The organism is Paenibacillus sp. GP183 (assembly GCF_900104695.1).
In the GTDB taxonomy this organism is placed as follows: domain Bacteria; phylum Bacillota; class Bacilli; order Paenibacillales; family NBRC-103111; genus Paenibacillus_AI.
Genome location: NZ_FNSW01000001.1, coordinates 4061736 through 4082762 on the forward strand (window position 1 = coordinate 4061736; position 21027 = coordinate 4082762).

At 46.2% G+C, this 21027-nt stretch carries 18 protein-coding genes and 1 pseudogene; 10 read left to right on the forward strand and 9 right to left on the reverse strand.

Annotated features, from left to right (window positions below):
• Positions 1–19: 19 nt before the first annotated feature.
• Both kdpC and BLV33_RS20000 read left to right on the forward strand, forming a co-directional pair.
• Positions 20–580 carry a potassium-transporting ATPase subunit KdpC gene (gene kdpC / locus BLV33_RS19995; protein WP_090795688.1) on the forward strand — a complete coding sequence of 187 codons (561 nt, stop codon included), beginning with the start codon at positions 20–22 and terminating at the stop codon, positions 578–580.
• Between the two features lie 64 nt (positions 581–644).
• Positions 645–2978: a histidine kinase gene (locus tag BLV33_RS20000; protein WP_216234798.1), complete on the forward strand. Its 2334-nt coding sequence runs from the start codon at positions 645–647 to the stop codon at positions 2976–2978.
• Between the two features lie 72 nt (positions 2979–3050).
• Here the strand turns inward: BLV33_RS20000 and BLV33_RS20005 are convergent, their stop codons facing one another.
• From BLV33_RS20005 to BLV33_RS20030, 6 genes are all read right to left on the reverse strand, one after another.
• Complete coding sequence (locus BLV33_RS20005; protein WP_090795691.1) at positions 3051–3944, reverse strand: ABC transporter permease; 894 nt, start codon at positions 3942–3944, stop codon at positions 3051–3053.
• A 10-nt stretch (positions 3945–3954) separates the two neighbouring features.
• A complete protein-coding gene (locus BLV33_RS20010; RefSeq protein WP_090795693.1) occupies positions 3955–4959 on the reverse strand; it encodes an ABC transporter permease in 1005 nt (334 codons plus the stop codon).
• A gap of 142 nt (positions 4960–5101) precedes the next feature.
• Complete coding sequence (locus BLV33_RS20015; RefSeq protein WP_090795697.1) at positions 5102–6751, reverse strand: ABC transporter substrate-binding protein; 1650 nt, start codon at positions 6749–6751, stop codon at positions 5102–5104.
• A gap of 93 nt (positions 6752–6844) precedes the next feature.
• Positions 6845–7822 carry an ABC transporter ATP-binding protein gene (locus BLV33_RS20020; RefSeq protein WP_090795701.1) on the reverse strand — a complete coding sequence of 326 codons (978 nt, stop codon included), beginning with the start codon at positions 7820–7822 and terminating at the stop codon, positions 6845–6847.
• Positions 7819–8808, reverse strand: coding sequence for an ABC transporter ATP-binding protein (locus tag BLV33_RS20025; RefSeq protein ID WP_090795704.1), 990 nt, complete (start codon positions 8806–8808; stop codon positions 7819–7821). The genes BLV33_RS20020 and BLV33_RS20025 overlap by 4 nt, the downstream gene beginning before the upstream one ends.
• 152 nt (positions 8809–8960) lie before the next feature.
• Positions 8961–9704 carry a gamma-glutamyl-gamma-aminobutyrate hydrolase family protein gene (locus BLV33_RS20030; RefSeq protein WP_090795708.1) on the reverse strand — a complete coding sequence of 248 codons (744 nt, stop codon included), beginning with the start codon at positions 9702–9704 and terminating at the stop codon, positions 8961–8963.
• 199 nt (positions 9705–9903) lie between these two features.
• On the opposite strand from BLV33_RS20030, the gene BLV33_RS20035 reads away from it, so the two are divergent.
• Together BLV33_RS20035 and BLV33_RS20040 are read left to right on the forward strand one after the other, a co-directional pair.
• Positions 9904–10398, forward strand: a complete 495-nt coding sequence (locus BLV33_RS20035; protein ID WP_090795711.1) for a DinB family protein — start codon at positions 9904–9906, stop codon at positions 10396–10398.
• Positions 10399–10619: 221 nt separating this feature from the next.
• The gene (locus BLV33_RS20040; RefSeq protein WP_090795714.1) at positions 10620–12530 is read left to right on the forward strand and encodes an APC family permease; all 1911 of its coding nucleotides are present in this window, start codon (positions 10620–10622) and stop codon (positions 12528–12530) included.
• Between the two features lie 11 nt (positions 12531–12541).
• On the opposite strand, the gene BLV33_RS20045 is transcribed toward BLV33_RS20040, so the two are convergent.
• Entirely contained in the window at positions 12542–13813 is a 1272-nt protein-coding gene (locus BLV33_RS20045) for a cation:proton antiporter (protein ID WP_090795716.1), read from the reverse strand.
• A 133-nt stretch (positions 13814–13946) separates the two neighbouring features.
• A pseudogene (locus tag BLV33_RS20050) lies at positions 13947–14102 on the reverse strand (winged helix-turn-helix transcriptional regulator); the annotation flags it as partial.
• 95 nt (positions 14103–14197) lie between these two features.
• On the opposite strand from BLV33_RS20050, the gene BLV33_RS20055 reads away from it, so the two are divergent.
• Positions 14198–14764 carry an NADPH-dependent FMN reductase gene (locus tag BLV33_RS20055; RefSeq protein ID WP_090795723.1) on the forward strand — a complete coding sequence of 189 codons (567 nt, stop codon included), beginning with the start codon at positions 14198–14200 and terminating at the stop codon, positions 14762–14764.
• A 141-nt stretch (positions 14765–14905) separates the two neighbouring features.
• Positions 14906–16387 carry an MDR family MFS transporter gene (locus BLV33_RS20060; RefSeq protein WP_090795726.1) on the forward strand — a complete coding sequence of 494 codons (1482 nt, stop codon included), beginning with the start codon at positions 14906–14908 and terminating at the stop codon, positions 16385–16387.
• Between the two features lie 118 nt (positions 16388–16505).
• Here the strand turns inward: BLV33_RS20060 and BLV33_RS20065 are convergent, their stop codons facing one another.
• Positions 16506–17015 (reverse strand): hypothetical protein, encoded by a 510-nt coding sequence (locus BLV33_RS20065; protein ID WP_090795730.1) that lies wholly within the window; start codon positions 17013–17015, stop codon positions 16506–16508.
• Between the two features lie 221 nt (positions 17016–17236).
• On the opposite strand from BLV33_RS20065, the gene BLV33_RS20070 reads away from it, so the two are divergent.
• Genes BLV33_RS20070 through BLV33_RS20085 form a run of 4 tightly spaced genes read left to right on the forward strand, consistent with a single transcriptional unit; the run spans position 17237 to position 20922 of the window.
• Positions 17237–17866 carry a YhbD family protein gene (locus BLV33_RS20070; protein WP_090795733.1) on the forward strand — a complete coding sequence of 210 codons (630 nt, stop codon included), beginning with the start codon at positions 17237–17239 and terminating at the stop codon, positions 17864–17866.
• A 15-nt stretch (positions 17867–17881) separates the two neighbouring features.
• A complete protein-coding gene (locus BLV33_RS20075; protein ID WP_090795736.1) occupies positions 17882–18565 on the forward strand; it encodes a polymer-forming cytoskeletal protein in 684 nt (227 codons plus the stop codon).
• 19 nt (positions 18566–18584) lie between these two features.
• Positions 18585–19325: a hypothetical protein gene (locus tag BLV33_RS20080; RefSeq protein ID WP_090795739.1), complete on the forward strand. Its 741-nt coding sequence runs from the start codon at positions 18585–18587 to the stop codon at positions 19323–19325.
• Positions 19326–19380: 55 nt separating this feature from the next.
• Entirely contained in the window at positions 19381–20922 is a 1542-nt protein-coding gene (locus tag BLV33_RS20085) for an MDR family MFS transporter (protein WP_090795742.1), read from the forward strand.
• The last annotated feature ends 105 nt before the right edge of the window (positions 20923–21027 follow it).

Below are 21027 nucleotides of genomic sequence, written 5' to 3' on the forward strand. Positions count from 1 at the left end.
ATGAGTCAGGAGAATAACTATGAAAATGACCTGGATAGCTATAAGAGCCTCTATTGTCCTAATGGTGATCTGCGGATTGATCTATCCCCTCGTCACGACGGGTGTTGCACAAGCCATTTTTCCTAGACAAGCGAACGGCAGTTTAATTGAATCTAATGGAGTCGTTCAAGGCTCCGAGCTGCTGGCCCAAAATTTCGAATCACCCAAGTTCTTTCACCCTCGAGCCTCCGCTGCTAAGTATGACCCGAAAAGCTCGGCTGGCTCTAATGTGGCGATATCAGACAGTGATTATGTCAAAGGGATATCCGATCAAATTGATGCATTGAAAAAAGAAAACCCAACGCTGAATGATGTTCCTGCGGACTTGGTTACTGTTTCGGGGTCTGGTTTTGACCCGGACCTCTCGCCTGAGGGCGCAAGGGCTCAGGTTCCCAGGATCAGCACTGAAACCGGGGTATCTGCTGATCTTATTCAACAATTAATAGATAAGCAAACGATGAATCGACAGCTCGGCATTTTCGGAGAACCGCGAGTGAACGTGCTTGATTTGAATCTAGGTCTTCTCCAGCTGCAAAAGTAAATGAAGCAAGCTGCCGCTCCTTTTCAAAAGGAGCGGCTTTTGAAGTTTATACGACCGGAAGGTGATGATATTGGACAGCTTTAAGAGAAAAACGCCTGAAGAAATCCTGGCATCGATCTCTAATCTCCACCGGGGCAGGTTGAAAATCTACCTTGGAGCCGTTACGGGTTCTGGAAAGACCTATCACATGCTCAGAGAGGGCCAGTTATTAAAACAGCAGGGCATCGATGTTGTGATTTGTGCGGTGACTACTCTTCAAAGACCTGAGACCATAGAACAGCTGGGAAACTTGGAAAAAATTCCCAGTATTCATTGGTTTAAAGATGGGATCGAACAAAAGGATTTGAATCTGGATATGCTCATCGAACGCAATCCGGAAGTGGTTTTGGTGGATGGGCTGGCTCATCGAAATAGAGCGGGGGCTCAATTTGCCACAAGATTGGAAGACATTAAATATTTACTCAGCAAAGATATAAGCGTGATAACAACGGTTAACGTCTATGAATTGGCAGGCGCTAAAGAGATGGCCAAGAAGCTGACGGGAATTGAAGTTACGGAAACGGTCCCTTCCGATACCTTGGAGCTTGCGGATGAGGTCAGACTCATTGATGTAACACCGGAAACCATCCTGAGCCGCATGGCCGAAGGGAATCTGAAGGTGAATCAGGATAAATCCGTATTCAAGCGCGGCAACCTCGGTGTATTAAGAGAGCTTGCTCTTCGGCTTGTTGCCGAAGGTGTCAATGACTCCTTGGATAAACATAGGGAAGAGATGGGAATGGTTGGCCCTTCCGGCGCAACCGAAAGGATTCTGGTATCCGTTCAATATCATTGGAATGGTTCCTTATATGTACGGAGAGGCGACCAAGTCGCAAAAAGACTGAATGGAGATTTGCTGGTCGTTTGCTTTCATGATGCCAAAAGGGCCATGTCCAAAGAAAAAACGACGTTTAAAAGATCGATAGTCAAGCTTGTGGATAAAGTAGGAGGGGAGTTTGAAGAACTGCCAATTGTCAGTCGCAGGTCCATTCCTAAAATACTGGTTGCCTACGCAACAGAGAAAAATGTGACCCGCATCGTTTTAGGTCATTCCAAACATACACGATGGGAAGAATTTTGGAAGGGTTCCATTGTCAATGATATTTTAAGAAGGACAAAAAATATTGATGTATTTTTGATGGCGGATCGAGCCGAGCATGAGGGAGAGCGTATTCTTCCTGCAAAAATGACCTCACCTATAAATGAGACGGAAATGTTTCGTCGATTGAGCAATCAAGAGGTAAAAGAACGAATCGGTGAAATTAAACGCGGCAAATTTAAAGTATATATCGGAGCTGCGCCCGGTGTTGGAAAGACCTATACCATGCTTCGTGAAGGCAATGATTTGAAAAAAAAATGCATTCAAGTCTGTATAGGTCTATTGGAGGCGCATGGGCGTAAAGAGACCTTGGCTCAAGTCAATGATTTAGAAATCATACCTCGGCAGTCTATTCATTATCAGGGCTTGGTTTTGGAAGAATTGGATACGGAAGCTATTATTCGCCGTGCACCGGATGTCGTTTTGATTGATGAACTGGCCCATACGAATGTTCCGGGGAGCAAGAATAAAAAGAGATACGAAGATGTGCTAGAGATCCTTGAAGCTGGAATTAATGTCATTACAACGGTTAACGTGCAGCACCTGGAAAGCTTGAATGACGCCGTTCATCAAATTACCGGAATAAAAGTAAGAGAAACCGTTCCAGATGACATCCTTCGCTTAGCGGACGAAGTTCAATTAATCGATGTTTCCCCTCAGGCCCTGCAGCAAAGAATGAAGGAAGGCAAAGTATATGACATGCAAAAAGTGGACCAGGCGCTAAGTAATTTTTTTAAAACAGGAAATTTGATTGCATTACGTGAGCTTGCTTTGCGTGAGATTGCCGATGACGTGGATGAACGACTGGAATCCCTGGAGCGTAAAAGCTCGCTGAGAGGTCCCTGGCGAAAAAAAGAAGTTATTTTTGTTTGTGTGAATGATACGCCTCACGCGGAAAGGCTGATACGCAGGGGATTTCGTATCGCCTATCGTTTAAAGGCTGCCTGGTATGTCAATTTTGTTCAAACGGATCCTCGTGAAAATCATGATTTGAATAAGCGTTTGGAGGTACTGAAAAAGCTGACGGTTCGTTTAGGCGGCAAATTTGAAATTCATTTTTCTGAAGGTACAAATCAAATCCCCCAGGTTCTTGCAGCTAAAGCTGAAGAAGCGGGTGCCTCTCAAATCATCGTTGGCCAGTCCAAACAATTTTTCTGGGAGGAGCTCTGGAAAGGATCTGTGGTCATTCGCTTGCTTCGACTAGTCCGGCATATGGATGTTCTGGTCGTTGCGGATTATGATCCGAATATGAACATCTAGGCAAAAAGCCTTCAAAACCACTATCGAAGTGGAATTGAAGGCTTATTTTACATATAAATCAGGGACAATGCTTTATTGCTTCATACGCGGGTCCAGCACATCGCGCAGACCATCTCCCATCAGGTTGAACCCGAGCACGGTAAGCACAATCGAAACGCCTGGGAAAATAACCGTCCATGGAGCTGTATCGATGAACTGGCGAGAATCAGACAATATCTTGCCCCATTCCGGCTCCGGCGGCTGGGCGCCAAGGCCGAGGAAACCGAGAGCGGCCGCTTCAATGATCGCCGTCGCGATACTCAGCGTACCCTGCACAATAATAGGCGCCAAGCTATTCGGCAGAATATAGCTTAACAGAATGCGGCGATCCTTCATCCCGAGCGCACGTGCCGCAGTGATGAATTCTTCCTCCTTGAGGCTAAGCACCCGCGAGCGCACAAGCCGTCCGAAGGTCGGCACATTGACTATGGCGATCGCATAAAGGGCGTTTTGCAGAGACGGTCCGAGCGCTGCTACGACTGCAATGGCCAGCAAAATGCCGGGAAACGACAACAAAATGTCAAACAGGCGCGAAATCAGCATATCCACCCACCGACCGTAATATCCAGCGAGAATACCGAGCATTGTTCCGATGACGACGGATCCGCTTACGGAGAAAAGCCCGACCCATAAGGAAATACGAGAGCCGTATACAATACGGGTAAACAAATCCCGTCCGAGGTCGTCCGTACCGAACCAATGCTGGCCTGACGGCGGCTGAAGCCGGTCCATTAGCGATTGTGCCTTATAATCGTACGTAGTTAGAAGGGGGGCGCAGATAGCGACTACGATGAAAAATACAATGATGAATAGCCCTAACAAGGCCATTTTGTTCCGTTTGAAGCCTTTCCACGCATCCCGCCAAGGGCTCGCGGCTTGCTCCTTTATGACGTTGACAGAACCCGGTTGAATCGTCGTTTCAGACATGGAATCACCTCTATTTGTAGCTGATGCGCGGGTCAATGGCCGCGTACAGGATATCCACCAGCAGGTTGATGATGACGAAGATGAAGGCAATCACCAGAATGCCCGATTGAATGACCGGATAGTCCCGTGAGCTGATCGCTTCGAAAATGTAGCGTCCAACGCCAGGCCATGCAAAGATGGTTTCAGTCAGCACTGCGCCGCCGAGCATACGGCCGGTCTGCAGACCGATGACTGTAACGATGGGGATCAATGCGTTTTTCAGCGCATGTTTATATACGACCAATACTTGCATGAGCCCTTTCGCCCTTGCTGTCCGGATATAATCCAAACGCAGTACTTCAAGCATGCTTGAACGGGTCATGCGGGCGATGATCGCCATGGGGATCGTGGCCAGCGCGAATCCGGGCAAAATCAAGCGCTTCATGACTTCCCACCATTGATCCCAACGGCCGGCTAACACCGTATCGATCAAATATAAATGCGTTACGCCGACCACCGGATCGCGGGGGTTCATTCTCCCGATGGTGGGCAGCCACTTAAGCTCTATGGCGAATATGAGCTGCTCCATCAGGCCAAGCCAGAAAATCGGCATCGATACCCCGATCAGAGCAATGAACATACCCGTATAATCAAACCATGAGTTTTGTTTCCAGGCGCTTATGATGCCGGAATTAATCCCGATTACGACAGCAATCAATATGGCAAACGCGGTCAATTCCGCAGTAGCGGCCAGATATGGGCCGATTTCCTTTGAAATCGATTCTTTTGACTTGATGGATTGGCCAAGATCGCCATGAAGGAGTTTTGATACATAAGTCCCGTACTGTACGTACCAAGGTTTGTCCAACCCAAGCTCAGTACGCAACGCGGCTTTCGACTCCAGACTTGCCTTTTCCCCAAGGATAGTTTCTGCCGGATCCCCTGGTATCGCATGAATGATGGAAAACACGATAATCGTCATGCCGAGCAGTACGGGTATGAGGATCAGTAGTCGTCTGATGATGTAAGATAACACAATGGTTCACCTGCTTTTATGGGGTGATGTAAAGAACGGAGCTTCCGGAAGCGAGGAAGCCTCACGAAAGCTTTAAGAATCAAAACCAGTGAAAAAGGGTGGCAGCCTTTACTTGCCTGCCACCCTTGAGCAATGTTTCCCATTACTTGAAATAAACATTCGAGTAAGCCTCTGAGCTTGTCGGAGAAGGAACATATCCCGTAAGATTCGCTTTGGCGGCTAACAACGGTGTAGAGTGCACGAGGGGAATCCAAGGCACATCCTTCTTGATGATTTCCTGTGCTTTCTTATACGCATCAGCGCGCTTGTTCTTGTCGATTTCGGTTTGCGCGCCGACGAGCAGGGTATGCAGCTCTTCGTTCACATAAAATGTGCGGTTGTTGAGGCCGATGTTGCTCTTGTCGAGCAGAGCGTACAGGAAGTTATCCGGGTCACCATTGTCTCCAGTCCAACCGAGCATGAACAGATCGTCTTTCTGGCCTTTTTTCGTGTCATCAATGTAGGTCGCCCAGTCAGGAGACTCGATTTTCGTCTTCACGCCGATTTTGGCGAACTCGGCCTGCAGCGCTTCTGCGATTTTCTTGCCGTCCGGCATGTAAGGACGAGCGACAGGCATGGCATAGAATGTCAATTCATTCGGAATGCCGTTTGCGTATCCGGCTTCCGCAAGCAATTGCTTCGCTTTTTCCAGGTCGTACGGGTAGTCCTTCACGTCTTTGTTGTAGCCAAGGATGCTCGGAGGCATAGGGTTGGTCGCCGGTTCAGCAAGACCGCCATAGAAGGCTGAGATGAGCGCTTTCTTGTTGACTGCATAGTTCAAGGCTAGACGTACCTTTGGATTGTCGAACGGTTTCTTGTTTATGTTGAATCCAACATAGCCGACGTTAAACGACGGACGGATGATTTTTTGCAAATCTTTGTTGCCTTCAAGCTTCTTCAGATCGTCCGGGTTCACGCCTTCGATCAGGTCAAGCTCTCCGTTAGCCAGCGCGTTGTAACGTGCGGAGTTGTCAGGAATGACGCGGACGATGACTTTATTCAGCTTTGGAAATCCTTGCTGCCAGTAATTCGGGTTTTTCTCCAATGTGATGGAGTCGTTGCGTTTCCACTCTTTGAAGACGAACGGTCCTGTGCCGACGGGCTCGGACTTAAATTTCTCTTTCTTCTCCTGTATCGCCTTCGGGCTTGCGATACTGAAGGTCGGCATGGCGATGTTTTGCAGGAACGGCGCCTGCGGTATGTTCAAGGTAAACTCGACTGTATTCGGGTCGACGGCTTTTACATCCTTGATTACCCGCTTGTCTTCCGGACCGAACATGGTCTTATAGTAATCGAACGAATCACCTTGGAATTTATAAGGGCTTTGTGGATCGTTCCAACGTTTAAAGTTGAAGACGACTGCGTCTGCGTTAAAATCGGTGCCGTCGTGGAATTTGACGCCTTTACGCAGTTTGAATGTGTACTTCAAGCCGTCCGGGGATGCTTCCCAGCTCTCGGCGAGACCTGCTGTTACCTCTGTCGTACCTTCTTTGAAGTCGAGCAGTGTGTCGAACACGTTGTGAGCAATCTTGAGCGATTCTCCGTCGGTCACAATGGATGGGTCGAGGTTGGCCGAGTCACCGCCCCGTCCCACGATCAGGGTGTCTTGTACCTTCTTGGATTCTGCTTTTGGCGTTTCTTTCGCGCTGCTGGAACTCTTAGGTGCGGCTGCTGGTTCACTTTTGCTGCAACCTGTCAAAGCAAGCACAGAAATCAGTGTCGCTGCAAGCAGGTGGTGTGTCCATTTCTTCATCGGAAACCTACTCCCTTCTTTTTTTGAAAATGTTATTTATGTTTCCACCACCGGTTCCATTGCCGGTCCCGGAGTACAGATGGCATAGTAAGGTTACGGCTGGGCTGAGTACAGATGGCAGGCGGTCAGATGCCCTGCTCCCATATCCATCAGCTGCGGACGGGACGATCGGCAGACATCCATCGCCTTCGGGCAGCGGGTATGAAACGCGCAGCCGATCGGCGCGTTGGAAGGGCTCGGCACATCGCCTTGCAGGATGATGCGATCCCGCTTCACATCCGGATCCGGTATAGGTACCGCAGATAGCAGCGCTTGCGTGTACGGGTGCTTCGGGTCGCGGTACAACTGCTCCTTATTGCCCAGCTCAACGATCCGTCCGAGATACATGACGGCTACTCGATCACATATATGCTTGACCACACTCAAGTCGTGGGCGATGAAAATATAGGTCAATTGAAATTCCTTTTGCAAATCTTGCATGAGATTGATCACTTGGGACTGGATGGATACGTCAAGCGCCGATACCGGCTCGTCAGCCACGATCAGCTTCGGATTCAGCGCGAGTGCTCTGGCGATCCCGATCCGCTGTCGTTGTCCGCCTGAAAATTGGTGCGGATACCGGTGCAGATACGACTGTGTCAGACCGACGACGTCCATCAGTTGGCGAATCCGGGCATTTCGTTCTCTTGCATTGCCCATGCCGTGCACAAGCAGCGGCTCTTCGAGAATCCGCTTGACGTTGTGGCGCGGATTGAGTGAAGCAAACGGATCCTGAAACACAATCTGCATATCCCGGCGCCACTTGCGCATTTCCTGCTGCGATAGCTTCGTGATGTCCTGGCCGTCAAACACGACCCTTCCCTCCGTTGGTTCCTGCAGCCGAAGCAGCGTCCGTCCCGTCGTCGATTTGCCGCAGCCGCTCTCGCCGACGAGCCCGAACGTCTCCCCGCGGCCGACGGAAAAGGTTATGTCATCGACAGCTTTGACATGGCCCTGAATCCGGCCGAAAACACCATTGCGAATCGGGAAATATTTCTTTAAGCCTTCCACTTGCAAAAGTGTGTCGCTCACAACGGTTTTCCCTCCTCTTGCTGCAGCCAACAACGGCACTTGTGTCCGGGTTCGATTTCCTCAAGCTCAGGCAGTTCCACACGGCAACGATCCATCACATATTCACAGCGTGGGGCAAACCGGCAGCCGACCATGTCCTTGCTAAGCGTCGGTACGTTACCAGGAATCGAATACAGCCGCTCCCGTGTGTCATCCATCCGGGGAATCGAAAGGATCAAGCCCTTGGTGTATGGATGCTGCGGGTTATGGAAAATTGCTCGCGTATCGCCTTCCTCAATCACCTTGCCGGCGTACATGACCACCACCCGGTCGCACATTTCTGCCACGACGCCAAGGTCGTGGGTGATCAACATGACAGCGGTACCGAGTTCCTTATTCAGCCTGCGGATCAGATCGAGTATTTGTGCCTGGATCGTCACGTCAAGGGCTGTCGTCGGTTCATCGGCAATGAGCAGCTCAGGGTCGCACGAGATCGCCATTGCGATCATGACCCGTTGACGCATGCCTCCGGATAATTGATGCGGATATTCGTTCACGATCGCTTCCGCACGAGGAATGCCAACGAGCTTCAACATATCGACAGCGCGAAGCTTCGCTCCCTTCTTGCTGATTCTGAGGTGCAGGCGGATCGTTTCGATCATCTGCTGACCAATCGTAAAGACGGGATTTAAGGATGTCATAGGTTCCTGGAAAATCATGGCGATCGCATCACCGCGGATGGCTCTCATCCTGCTTTCACTGTAGGGGACAAGATCGTCGCCCTTGAAAAGGATTGAGCCGTCGATGATTTTGCCCGGCGGTTGTGGAACCAACTTTAACACAGAGAGTGAGGTGACGCTCTTGCCGCAGCCGGATTCTCCGACAACAGCAAGCACTTCACCCTTGCCGACATAGAGGTCAATACCGTCAACGGCCGGTATTTCTCCGCGATCGGTAAAGAAATGGGTGCGGAGGCCCTGAATATCCAGTATACGCTCGGTGTTCATAGACAGCTCCTTTTTTCTGAGGTGATATGAGGTTTATATTTCATGTCATTAACATAACGGTAACAATTAATGTTCGATATCATTACTCGAATTGTAAAGAAAAATATTCCATCGGTCAATGACTTTGTTTATTAAAGCCGTTTATCCTTGTTTCACCGAGTTGCACTGCTCACGAAATGATCGAACAACAGTTGCTGAGTCCGGTCTCGTTCCGCCATCATCTCCGGGTGCCATTGGACCGCGAAAACGGCAGTATGCGACGTCGCTTCGACGGCTTCCACAACTCCATCATCCGCACGTGCCGTGATCATCAAACCATCTGCCAAACGATGAATGGCCTGGTGGTGAAGCGAATTGACCGCCAATCTGTCTCTTCCTGCCAGCAGATGCAGCCTGCTCCCCATTTCGAGAGCGACCTCGTGCGTGGCCTGCCATTTGCGGAATTGAATATGGGCATGAAACACATCCTGTCCGAGCGACTGCTGCAAGTCCTGATAGAGGCTGCCGCCCATAGCCACATTGAGCAGCTGCAATCCTCTGCATATGCCGAATATCGGCATATCCCTGGCAAGCGCACGATTGGCAATCTCCAGCTCAAACGCGTCCCGTTCCTCCTCTATTTTGCCGAGAGAAGATGTCGGCGCTTCGCCGTAATACAAAGGATTGATGTCCGTACCGCCTGTTAGCAGCAGACCGTCCAAACGATCTAGCAGCGAATCGAGCAAGCTTGTTTCCGTAACAGGCAGCACGACCGGAATCCCGCCTGCCCGCTCCACAGAGCGCGTATAGTCATAGGAAGCCACTCCAAAATCGCGGTCGAATGACCCGTAAACCCCAAGCTTTGCCGCATCATGTTTATTCATGTAATAGCCGGTCACACCGATAAGCGCTTTCATACCCATCTCCTCCCTCTGGAAAAAATGTCTTATTTATCAGTGATTTGAGGAAAATTATACCATAGTTCAAATAAACGAGAAGAGCTAATTTTCAGAACGATTGTCAATCAATACACCGGATTTTGTTTTTATAAATTAATTTTTACCAATTTGTGTGAAGTCCTCTTGTTTATAATGGATTTATGAGAGGAGAGATCAGATGAATTTTTCCAAGAAAGATGTACTGTTAGATCAGCTTGCCGCTTGCCATAATGACCTGAGCTGGTTTCCTACGTTTCTTGACTCGGTACAGGGACTGACAGCGGAGCAGGCCGTCTGGCGTAAGGATGATTCAAGTCATTCTATTTGGCAGCTTGTAAACCACCTGACTTATTGGAATCAAAAATGGATGAGCTACTTTATCAACAATGAAGTTTTTGCAGGAATTGGTACTGATAACAAGAGTACGTTTGTCATAAAGGAAGAAATAAATGAAGAAAGCTGGAGAGCTGCGGTAAATAAACTGGATGCAGCCTACATCGAATTCCGTAATGTGCTTGCTGACTCCCCTGATTCGAAGCTTGATACTCTCATACCCAATTATCCAGGTGATTGCCCATGGTGGGGCGCCATCTCTAATCTCTGTACTCATAATGCGTATCATATCGGTCAGATCGTATTTATTCGCAAACAACAAGGTTGGCACATCGAGTAGCGCGATCATAAGAGTTTGAAACTTAAAAAGACCTCTTTTAAGAGGTCAGATTGTTGGCAAAGCCTCGTTTTTCGGGGCTTTTTGCTTTTTAGACATTATTTCATGATTTTAAAATGGCTGCATAGGTACAATCATTTCTAAGGTATATTTTGTAATATTACTGTAGACTATAAATCTAAAGCTGGCTCGAATCCAGTATGTAAGAGAAGGAGAAATATTTTATGCATATGTTATCGTCATGGACTTATCCTATATTTTATGTCTTGGCGATCATAGCGATTTTATTTTCACTTATAAATTTTGAGTATTTAAAGCGGATTCTAATTGGTCGACCCATGCGAACGAAAGAGCTGAATGCCAAACACAATAAGCTTCTCTGGTTCATTGCATTGCCGATTTTATCAGCTGATCTTTATTCATCCGTGGCCTACGGGCCTGAAGCAGGAGTTACAGAACTTATTGGTTTGGGGGCCGAAGTAAAATGGCTCATTTTGCCGATTACTGCAGCCACTGTTATTTTGCTTGGAATTTTAATTACATCGTATATTATGGGGATTTTAGCTTATCCAAATGGCGGTGGTGGATACACCATTGCAAAGGAAAATTTTAAAAAGCCTTGGATGTCTTTGATTGCTGCCAGTGCATTGCTTATTGATTACGTGTTGACCGTTGCCGTATCCGTTTCCGCAGGTATTCAGGCAATAGTATCCGCTTTTCCTGAAGTGGCAGCTTATCAAATTTCATTGTCCGTCTTATGTGTGGTATTTATTCTTATGGTAAACTTACGCGGCGTGTCTGAATCGGCTGATATTTTCGCTTGGCCTAACTTTCTCTTTATCGTTTGTATGCTTGCCCTGATCATAACCGGCTTTTTTGATGAATTCCAACACGGATTTGTTCAAAGCACGACACCGCCATTCGGTACTCTTCCTGCTAACTTAACATTGCTGGTAGTTTTAAAAGCATTTAGTTCAGCATGCTCCGCCTTAACTGGAATAGAAACGATTTCAAACGCGGTTCCCATTTTTCGAAATCCGCCGTTAAAAGGTGCAATTAAAGCTTATATCACGATGGGGTTACTGACGGGTGTGACCTTGTTAGGATTTGCCTATCACCTGTATGTAAAGGGAATACCGGTTGACCCCAATCATACGATGTTGTCACAATTGGCAAGCATTTATTTTGGACAGGGCATCTTCTATCAAATGATCACTTGGTCCACATTCATCATCTTGATTATTGCCGCGAATTCTATTTTTACAGGATTTCCGCAGCTGATGGCGTTGGTTGCTGCAGATCGTTTTTTACCTCGTTCATTGATTATTCGGGGGGACCGGCTTGGTTATTCGAATGGAATGATTGTTTTAGCGGCATTATCCATACTACTAATCGTAGCGTTCCATGCCCGAACAAATGCCTTAATCCCTTTATTTGCAATCGGTGTCTTTGCGGCGTTTACTGTGGCTCAGGCTGGGTTAACCCGTCGTTGGCTTAAAGTAAGAGGATCCTATTGGCAAGTCAAAGCATTGATTAATGCCGTAGGAGCCATTATATCTGCTTTGGTTTGCGTCGTATTTGCTGTGACCAAGTTTAAAGATGGGGCTTGGGTTGTCCTCGTGGCACTTCCTCTAATCGTGTTTGCTGCAATTGCCGTTCGAAAACATTATGATCAGGTTGCAGAAGAATTACGAATCGACGTGAAGACCATGCATCCCCAAAAACATCGTGTACTCTCCATTGTTCTTGTAGCAGGAATTCATCAAGTGGTTTTAAACAGCATTTCATTTGCAAAAAGCATTAATGATGAAGTAATGGCACTGCATATCGGTTATGATGACGAATCCATAGAGAAAATGAAAATGAAGTGGGAAGAGTGGGGTTCCCCATGCCCGCTGATCACTCTGAAAAGTGAGTATCGTTCTTTATTGCAGCCGTTATCCCGTTTTATGAAAATGGTTGAGGTAGCAGAAGGCGGAAAACCGGATCATATCCACCTTATTATTGCCCAATTCATTCCAAAGAGATGGTGGCAATATGCGCTCCACAATCAAACTTCTTTGTTAATCAGGACTTTGTTTTTAAAGAACAAAGACGTTGTAATTACCACCGTTCCTTATCACCTGCATAGGTAAGGTATCCACATTCAAGGTGCTTTTAAAGGAGGATTCTCCTCTAGTATCGATACACTTTCCATCAGTTTGAGTTTTCTAGCCACTAACGGAGTTGTGCTGGCTTGTAAAAGCAAGGTGGCTAAAATAGCAAGAAAGACAACAGATGACACTAATTTCCCCTCAACCAGATCGGAGCTTGCAACAATTCCTGCAAGTGCAGCTGCGATTATACCTGTTTCCCGTGTCCAGAACAAGAAAAGGACTTCCTGTCGTGTCCATTTGGCTTTGGAATCCGGTAAGAGACTAGCAAGTACCGTAATCGGTCTAGCAACAAAGATAAAGATGGCAATGACGGCCAACCCTGCTAATCCATATTGTTTCAACACAGAAAAATCAACTTGACTGCCCAATAAAATGAATACGAGCATACGAAGCTTTAAACTTACTGCATCAATGAATTGATGGACCGCATGTTCTTCTTTAGGCAAAATAGTCAATCGCAAGGACTTCGCATTTCCTAGCACTAATCCTGCAACAAACACACTCATAAATCCACTCGCATGAATCTGCTCTGCCAGTAAATATGCACCTAAAACAGCTAATACCACAACCATAGGTGTAAATTCACGGAGTAGCCCGCGATCGTTTTCAGAAATGAGAAATGTAGCTATAAAGCCTACAATTACTCCTACAACAATCCCACCTAAGGCAAGCTGAATAAATTGGAATCCGATGGAGAACATTCCAGTTGTTTGACTCGTAAACAACAACCCAAACACCACCGTTGTCATAATTGCCCCGGTAGCATCTGTAAATGCGGCTTCAGTAATAACCGTTTGAGCAACCTTTCGGCGAATCGGAAATTTTTGAAAGATCGGAACAAGTGCAGCCGGATCTGTAGAAGCCAGGATAGAACCAAGAAGAAGTGCAACCAAGAAAGGAATATGAAATATCCATGTCGCTGCAAACGCCACGATAAACGCTGTGAGGACAACACCAAGCGTAGATAGCAATGTGATGGTACGCCATACCTTTTGCAATATCTCAAAGCTAGTAATAACCCCGCCGTGGAAAATAATAAAGCAAGCTCCAAACACTAATATCATTTGATTCATTGTTGATTCTATATGGATATTAATGACAGATAACATGGAAGGTCCAAGAACGATGCCTAATAAAATAAATATGGCTACATCCGGAATTCCTAGTTTATCAGCTAGTTTACCGCCAAGGGTACCAATGAAAAAAATGATAAATAAAGCCATTAAATAATGCTGTGCTAATAATAATGTTGCCGAATGCATGACAAACCCCCGTATTCATTTGATAAACATAATATTCTGAATTAACCTCAAAAAGGCAAAAAGAAGCCTAGATGACAGGCTCCTCCCATTTGATTATTATTCACTTTCTTGTACCTAAGATTATACAGATATTTTATGGATACCGCCAATTTTTTCCGTATTCGGTAATAGAATATTCAACTTTTGGGGGGATTTGAGCGTAAACTTTACGCTCGACAATATCTTCCTCCTCTAATTCTCGGAGTTGATTGGTTAACATTTTTTGTGTGATACCGGGCAAACTACGTTTTGAGAAATTAGCAAAAAATATTGAACTTATTGGAACAAAAATTTTACCGGAAGTACGGAAGCATACAGCAACAGCAAAATAAGGGGGGAATTACGATGAAAATCGTAGGATTATCGGGTTCGAAAGTAGGGTCAAAAACACGAACTGCAATGGATTACACTTTAAAATCATTTGCTGAAAAATATCCGAATGCCGAAATAAAGCTTATTGATTTGGCTGAATATGATGTTCAATTTAGCGATGGGCGCAGTTACTTGGAATATGAAGGTGATACTTTATTTGTTACAAAAGAAATCATGGAAGCAGATGCTTTAATTATTGGGACACCTGTATTTCAAGCTTCAATTCCAGCGACGTTAAAGAACATATTTGACTTGCTCCCGGTTGGCGCTTTTCGCGATAAAATCGTGAGTATGCTTGTAACAGCCGGTACGCCCAAGCATTACCTCATGGTTGAACAACAGCTAAAACCGATATTAGCATATATGAAAGCACAAATTGTGCAAACCTACGTATTCATCGAGGAAAAAGACTTCCATCGCAAGGAAATCGTCAACGATGACGTGCTCTTCCGTATTGAACGTCTGGTTGAGGATACATATGTATTAACCGAAACGTATACAAAAATCCGTGAAGAACAAGAAGCTAAATATGAATTTTAATTATAGCAATCCATAAGAAACGACTTCATTTGTTATATGCTAAAATAGGAAGGTCAAATCAGGTTTCTGTTTGATGATTACCGATCCAACTGGTAAACTTTTGAAGTTGAAGTTCAATACAAAAAAGAAATGAGGTAAATAATGTCAATCAATTCTACTACTGTTTCTGCTGCTGAAGATCAAGAATTTAAGATCAAATCCATTATGGGCCCGGTCATGGCTGTCGTAGTAGGAATGATTATGGTCATTCTCGACAGCACGGTTGTCAACGTTGCGATGCCCAATCTGATCGATTACTTCCATTCCACGGTATCCACGATACAGTGGACGATTACGTCGTACACTCTCGCGCTTTCTGCGGTTATCCCGTTGGCCGGATGGCTGATCGACAGGTATGGAGCCAAACAAATCTTTTTGATCACCATCGTTTTGTTTACGTTAGGTTCTGTGCTTTGTTCTCTGGCACAAACGCCGGAACAGCTCATTCTTTACCGCATCATTCAAGGTATAGGCGGGGGTATGGTATCGCCGATCGGGATGGCTATCATTTTCAGACTCGCTCCTCCGGGCAAACAAGGCTCGGTCATGGGGGTGCTCGGCATTCCGATGATGCTGGGGCCTGCTATCGGTCCGACGCTCTCCGGATTTCTGATCGAGTACGCAAGCTGGCACTGGATTTTCCTGATCAATCTGCCAATCGGAATCATTGCTGTTTTGGTGGGTATCAAATATTTGCCTCAAATTGAGCGAAAAGCAGTTCCTGCGCTGGATATTGCAGGCATGCTGCTCGCACCGATCGCATTTGCCGCACTTGCTTATGCGGTCAGCGAGGGAGGTAAAAATTGGGGCTCCACCCAAACGATTACGGGCTTGTTGGTAGGCGGTATCGCTTTGATCCTTTTAATCATCGTTGAGCTTCGTCACAAGCAACCGCTGCTTGAGCTTCGCGTATTCGGCTCTTCTGACTTCACCCGCGGCATCATCATTTCCTGGCTGTCGATGATGGCGCTATTCAGCTCGTTTTTGCTCGTTCCGATGTACTTGCAAATGGTTAAAGGGTACACTCCGATGCATTCCGGTCTGATGAGTATCCCGCAGGTCCTCATGTCCGGCATCATGATGCCGATCGCCGGAAAACTGTTTGACAAAATCGGCGCACGCCTGCTCGCCATTATTGGCTTATGCTTTGTCTCTGGCGGCTTGTTCCAACTGTCTCAAATATCGGCCGACACCGGATCGGGTTATGTGATCATCGCCTTGATGTTAATGGGCGCAGGCATGGGCATTTCCATGATGCCTGTCAATACGCACATCTTGAAAGCGGCGCCGCGCAGGCTGGTCAACCGGGTAACGTCGCTTACTACAGCTGCTCAGCAGGTTGTGGTGTCGTTCGCGATCGCCGGTCTCACCGGTTATTTGACTTCGCGGATCACACAGCATATGGCCGCAGCATCCGGCAACAAAGTAGCAGCCATGGTTTCCGCATTCGGAGATACGTTTTACTTTGCGGCATGGATTGCCGTTGCCGGGGCTTTGGTTGCAATTATCTTACGAAAGCCTAAGGTCTCGGAAGGCGAAGGGCAGCAAGATAATCAGTCAAACCCCATGACGATGGGTCACTAGACAATATGAGTCAGGCATCATAGCAAAGGGGCTGTCCCAAAAATCATCAAAGATGATGAAGGGATAGCTCCTTTTTATTTGTTCAAGGCTGCCCCAACCTATGGACCAGCTCCGGTCCTTAAAATTCTCTCTTTTGTTTCTTGCTGAACATAATGACCAGTCCAACTACGATAAGAACAATAGCTATTGAAGATTGACCCATAAAATTGAAGTTGATGATGGATCCAAGTGTAAAGATGGTGAAAAAGGTCAACGATACACTGCCAAGAATAAATACGGGAACCAGAATCCATTTGTTCCTTCCGCCAAACCAATAGAATTCAAGGAGGCCAAATGCCACTGCAAGAGGAAAGCCCGGCCACATATACGACCAGATGTCGAACAGCATGGAAATCTGACAGATAACTCCCCCCAAAAGCAAGATCCCTCCGGGAATTAACAAGCCGCTGCCGCGCCGATGAGTTGCAAAAAAGTACATCCAATGAAACAAGATACCCAGTGGAATTACGAATAAACTTGGCCAGAAAATGCCAAAAACTGTGCCTGGATCCATCACACTTCCTCTATTGGTAAAGAGAAATATACCGACCAATATTAAGATAACTCCTAAAAACGCCCTTTTTTCCACCTTGTTACCTCCGTTAATTATCAAAATCTTACAGTTTTATTTTAGAAAAAATTTCCTTATCAAACAAGCACCCCAGGTATGGGTTTTTTATCAGTCTCGAGACTGAGTTAGATCAATGCTCCCTGCATTTCAGCCGTAAAGGAGGTTTTTTTTGTGGAGAAAAGCGGCTTTACAACGTAACAATGTTATGTTACATTAAGCGAGAAAGGAGGCCGCTATATATGGATGTTGAACTTATTTCCAAAAAAGAGCTATTAGAGCTAACAGGCATATCATACGGGCAATTATACCGCTGGAAGCGTAAAAATCTGGTTCCGGAAGAGTGGTTTATTCGAAAATCGGCGTTTACGGGACAGGAAACTTTTTTTCCTAGGAAACAGATGCTTGCCAGAATCGATAAGATCGTCAATATGAAGGATGATTTATCGTTAGATGAACTAGCTGATGTATTTTCGCCTGTTCTGACTGAGCTTTCTATCCACAAAAATGAATTAGTGAAACGAAACATTGTTTCGACAAATGCTGCAGAATATGCTGATAAACATATAAGCGGTTCCGATATTTATACGTTTGAACAAACCATGTACCTCTTTATGCTGGATCATTGCTTGCAAACCGGTGAAATGAGCCTGGATGAAGGTAAGTTTCTGCTGCAAACTCTTGCCGATCAATACAGAAAATTTGAAGGGAAAAACTGCGATTTGATTTTTATCCGCAAGATGGGTGTTTCTGCATTTTTGCTGGTTTCGGCGGGCAGCGAGCTTTACTTTGAGCAAGGTGTGAAAATCATTCTTCGGGTGAATGTTGGCAAGCTCATTGAAGAATTGAAGCTGAAAATAACGACAATGTAAAGGAGGTCAATCTCTATGAAACAAGAAAATCGACTTAATCTGCTTATATCGGGCATAGGTTCTTCAAATGGGGGCACTGTCCGTTTAGCCAAAATTGACGGGATCGGAAAAGTTGACGGTAATATCAACTGCTCCAAATTCATAGTGAATGGCAGAGCAGAAGTGAATGGAAGTATCAATGCCTCGGCTGCCGAGATTCACGGAACCGCTATTGTTGAAGACAGCTTGCATGCAGATCGGATTCGAATTCATGGCAAAATTAGCGTGTTTGGAGATTTAATCGGCGATATCATTCAATTAAACGGCACGATCTCCGTAAATGGAAATTGTGAAACAGAGCACTTCGAAGCTAGCGGCAGATTCCAGATGGGCATGCTGAATGCGGGAAATATCCAGATTACCCTGCACGGAAATAGTCGCATTGCCGAGATTGGAGGAGAGTATATCAAGATCCGAAAACAGCCGGGTATCGATTTTGCAAAATGGTTGAAGGTGCTGCCAATTCCTCTGGCCAATAGCAATAGGCTTAAGGCGCAATCCATCGAAGGTAATGATATATATGTGGAATATACAACCGCTGAGGTTGTTCGGGGAACGAACATCACGATCGGACCGGGATGCGAGATTGGCCTCGTTGAATACAATAAGAAGTTTGAGCAAGATAAAGGATCTTTGGTTAAGAGATTGGAACAAATTTAAAAGAAAGGAGAATGCCATTGTGGATAATATGACAAAAGGCAAGCTGACCAAAGGGAATCTGACGATCACAGGCAGCTCTACCGCCACAGGTGGAAAATATGATAGAGTCCGTATCATCGGAGAAGGAACGATTGACGGAGATGTGGAATGCAGTCAATTGAAATGTATAGGTACGCTGGATATGGATGGCCGCTTGAAATCCAATCAGGCAGTGGTTGTGGGCACTTGTTCTTTCTCAAAGGATGTTCAGGCAGCTAACATGAGGATTTCCGGGACTGTGACCATTGGCGGCGATGCCCGATTGAAGGAACTCCGATGCTCGGGAACCATTGATATTGAGGGCAATCTGTATGGGGAGCAATTGGAATTAAGAGGCCAGCTGAACACAAAGGGCGACTGCGAGGTTGATGTGTTTAAAGCCAGGGGGGTATTTAAAGTCGGAGGTCTGCTGAACGCAGGGAAAATGGATATTAAGCTGTACATGGATTGTCAAGCCCGGGATATCGGGTGTGAACAAATAAATGTGAGAAGAGCAAGCTTGATTAGTCCTTTCAGCTTCTTTTTTAAACCGTCTCCGCATGCGATATTGACTGCAGCTGTTATTGAAGGTGATGAAATTTACCTGGAGCATACGAATGCGGAAGTCGTTCGCGGAAAGCGTGTGATCATTGGGCCTGGATGCGACATTGAGCTTGTGGAATATAAAGAATATTTTAAGCAGTCAAAGAGTACTATCGTAAAGTTAAACCGCAAAGTATAATGATGCATAGCGAAGTCTAATCTGCTAAAAATTGGAAAAGTGAGGAACTATTGAAATGAATTCAAAACAAAGCCATCTGGGACTGGTATTAGCCGGACTTTTGCTGAGCATTTTAATGGCTTCGATGGATAATACCATTGTCGTTACGGCCATGGGCACGATCGTCGGAGATTTGGGCGGTTTTGACAAATTTGTGTGGGTGACTTCTGCTTATATGGTTGCCGAAATGGCAGGAATGCCGATATTCGGCAAGCTGTCGGATATGTTTGGGCGCAAAAGATTTTTTATTTTTGGCTTGATTGTGTTTTTAGCGGGATCGATTTTGAGCGGTACTGCAGAAAGCATTGTTCAACTAAGCATTTACCGGGCTATTCAAGGTATCGGCGGCGGGGCGCTCATTCCTATTGCATTTACGATTATGTTTGACACCGTTTCGGTAGAGCAGCGTGGTAAATTAGGCGGCTTATTCGGCGCCGTGTTCGGCTTATCGAGTATTTTTGGGCCTTTGCTTGGCGCCTATATCACTGACTATATCAGCTGGCATTGGGTATTTTATGTTAATATTCCGCTCGGCTTGTTAGCCCTTATCTTTATTGGAGGCTTCTATAAAGAATCCCCTGTTCACTCGAAGCAAAAAATTGATTGGTGGGGTGCTATTACCTTGGTGGGGGCGGTCGTCAGCATCATGTTCGCGCTTGAGCTGGGAGGCGGCCAGTATGCATGGAATTCAGGAGTCATTCTGGGCTTGTTCGCAGCCTTTATCGTTTTGTTTATCGCCTTTATTATGATTGAAAGAAGAGTTGAGGAACCGATCATTTCGTTTCCGATGTTCAAGATCCGCTTGTTTACCATGAGCAACGCAGTAGGCTTATTCAGCGGGATGGCGTTTATCACGGCTTCCGTCTATATTCCGATTTACATTCAAGGTGTGATCGGCGGTACGGCGACAAATTCCGGACTTGTGCTGCTTCCGATGATGCTCGGATCTGTAGTATCAGCTACAGGAGGCGGATTCCTGATGAACAAATGGAACTACCGTCAAATCATGATTCTCTTCATTACTTTGCTCGTGGCAGGCATGATCTTGCTGACGACTTTAACTCCGGATACAAGCCGGCTGCTCGTTACGATTTATATGATCGTGGTCGGGTTGGGAATCGGGGCTTCGTTCTCTGTGCTAGGCAACTCGGCTATTCACCATTTTCAGCCTTCGCAGCGCGGCTCTGTGAACTCTACGGTCGCTTTTATCCGTTCACTTGGCATGACGATTGGAATTACCGTGTTCGGGATCATTCAGCGCAATGAGTTTACTTCCAAGCTGAAAGAGATCTTTGCCGGATTGGGAGGAGGGCAGGTCCAACCTGCCAACAACCCGCTCCTGAGTGATCCGCGAGCTCTGCTTGCGCCTGAAGCGCGGGCTCAAATTCCGGCCCCTGTTTTGGAGAAGATTACGGCGCTGCTTTCCTCCTCCATCACACATACTTTTATGTGGGCGCTCATTCCTACTGCAGTGGCATTTGCGGCCACAATGATGATGTCCCGCGAAAAATTGAGCTCATCCGTAGAACATCAAGCAGCCATTAGTGAACAGGCATAAAGGTAAAAGATTGGAAAGATGCGGCTTGGCGGAAATATTCTGCCAAGCTTTTTTCATGCGTCGATAGAATGGAAGGAACTTAAAACAAAGGAAATAGGAATGAAT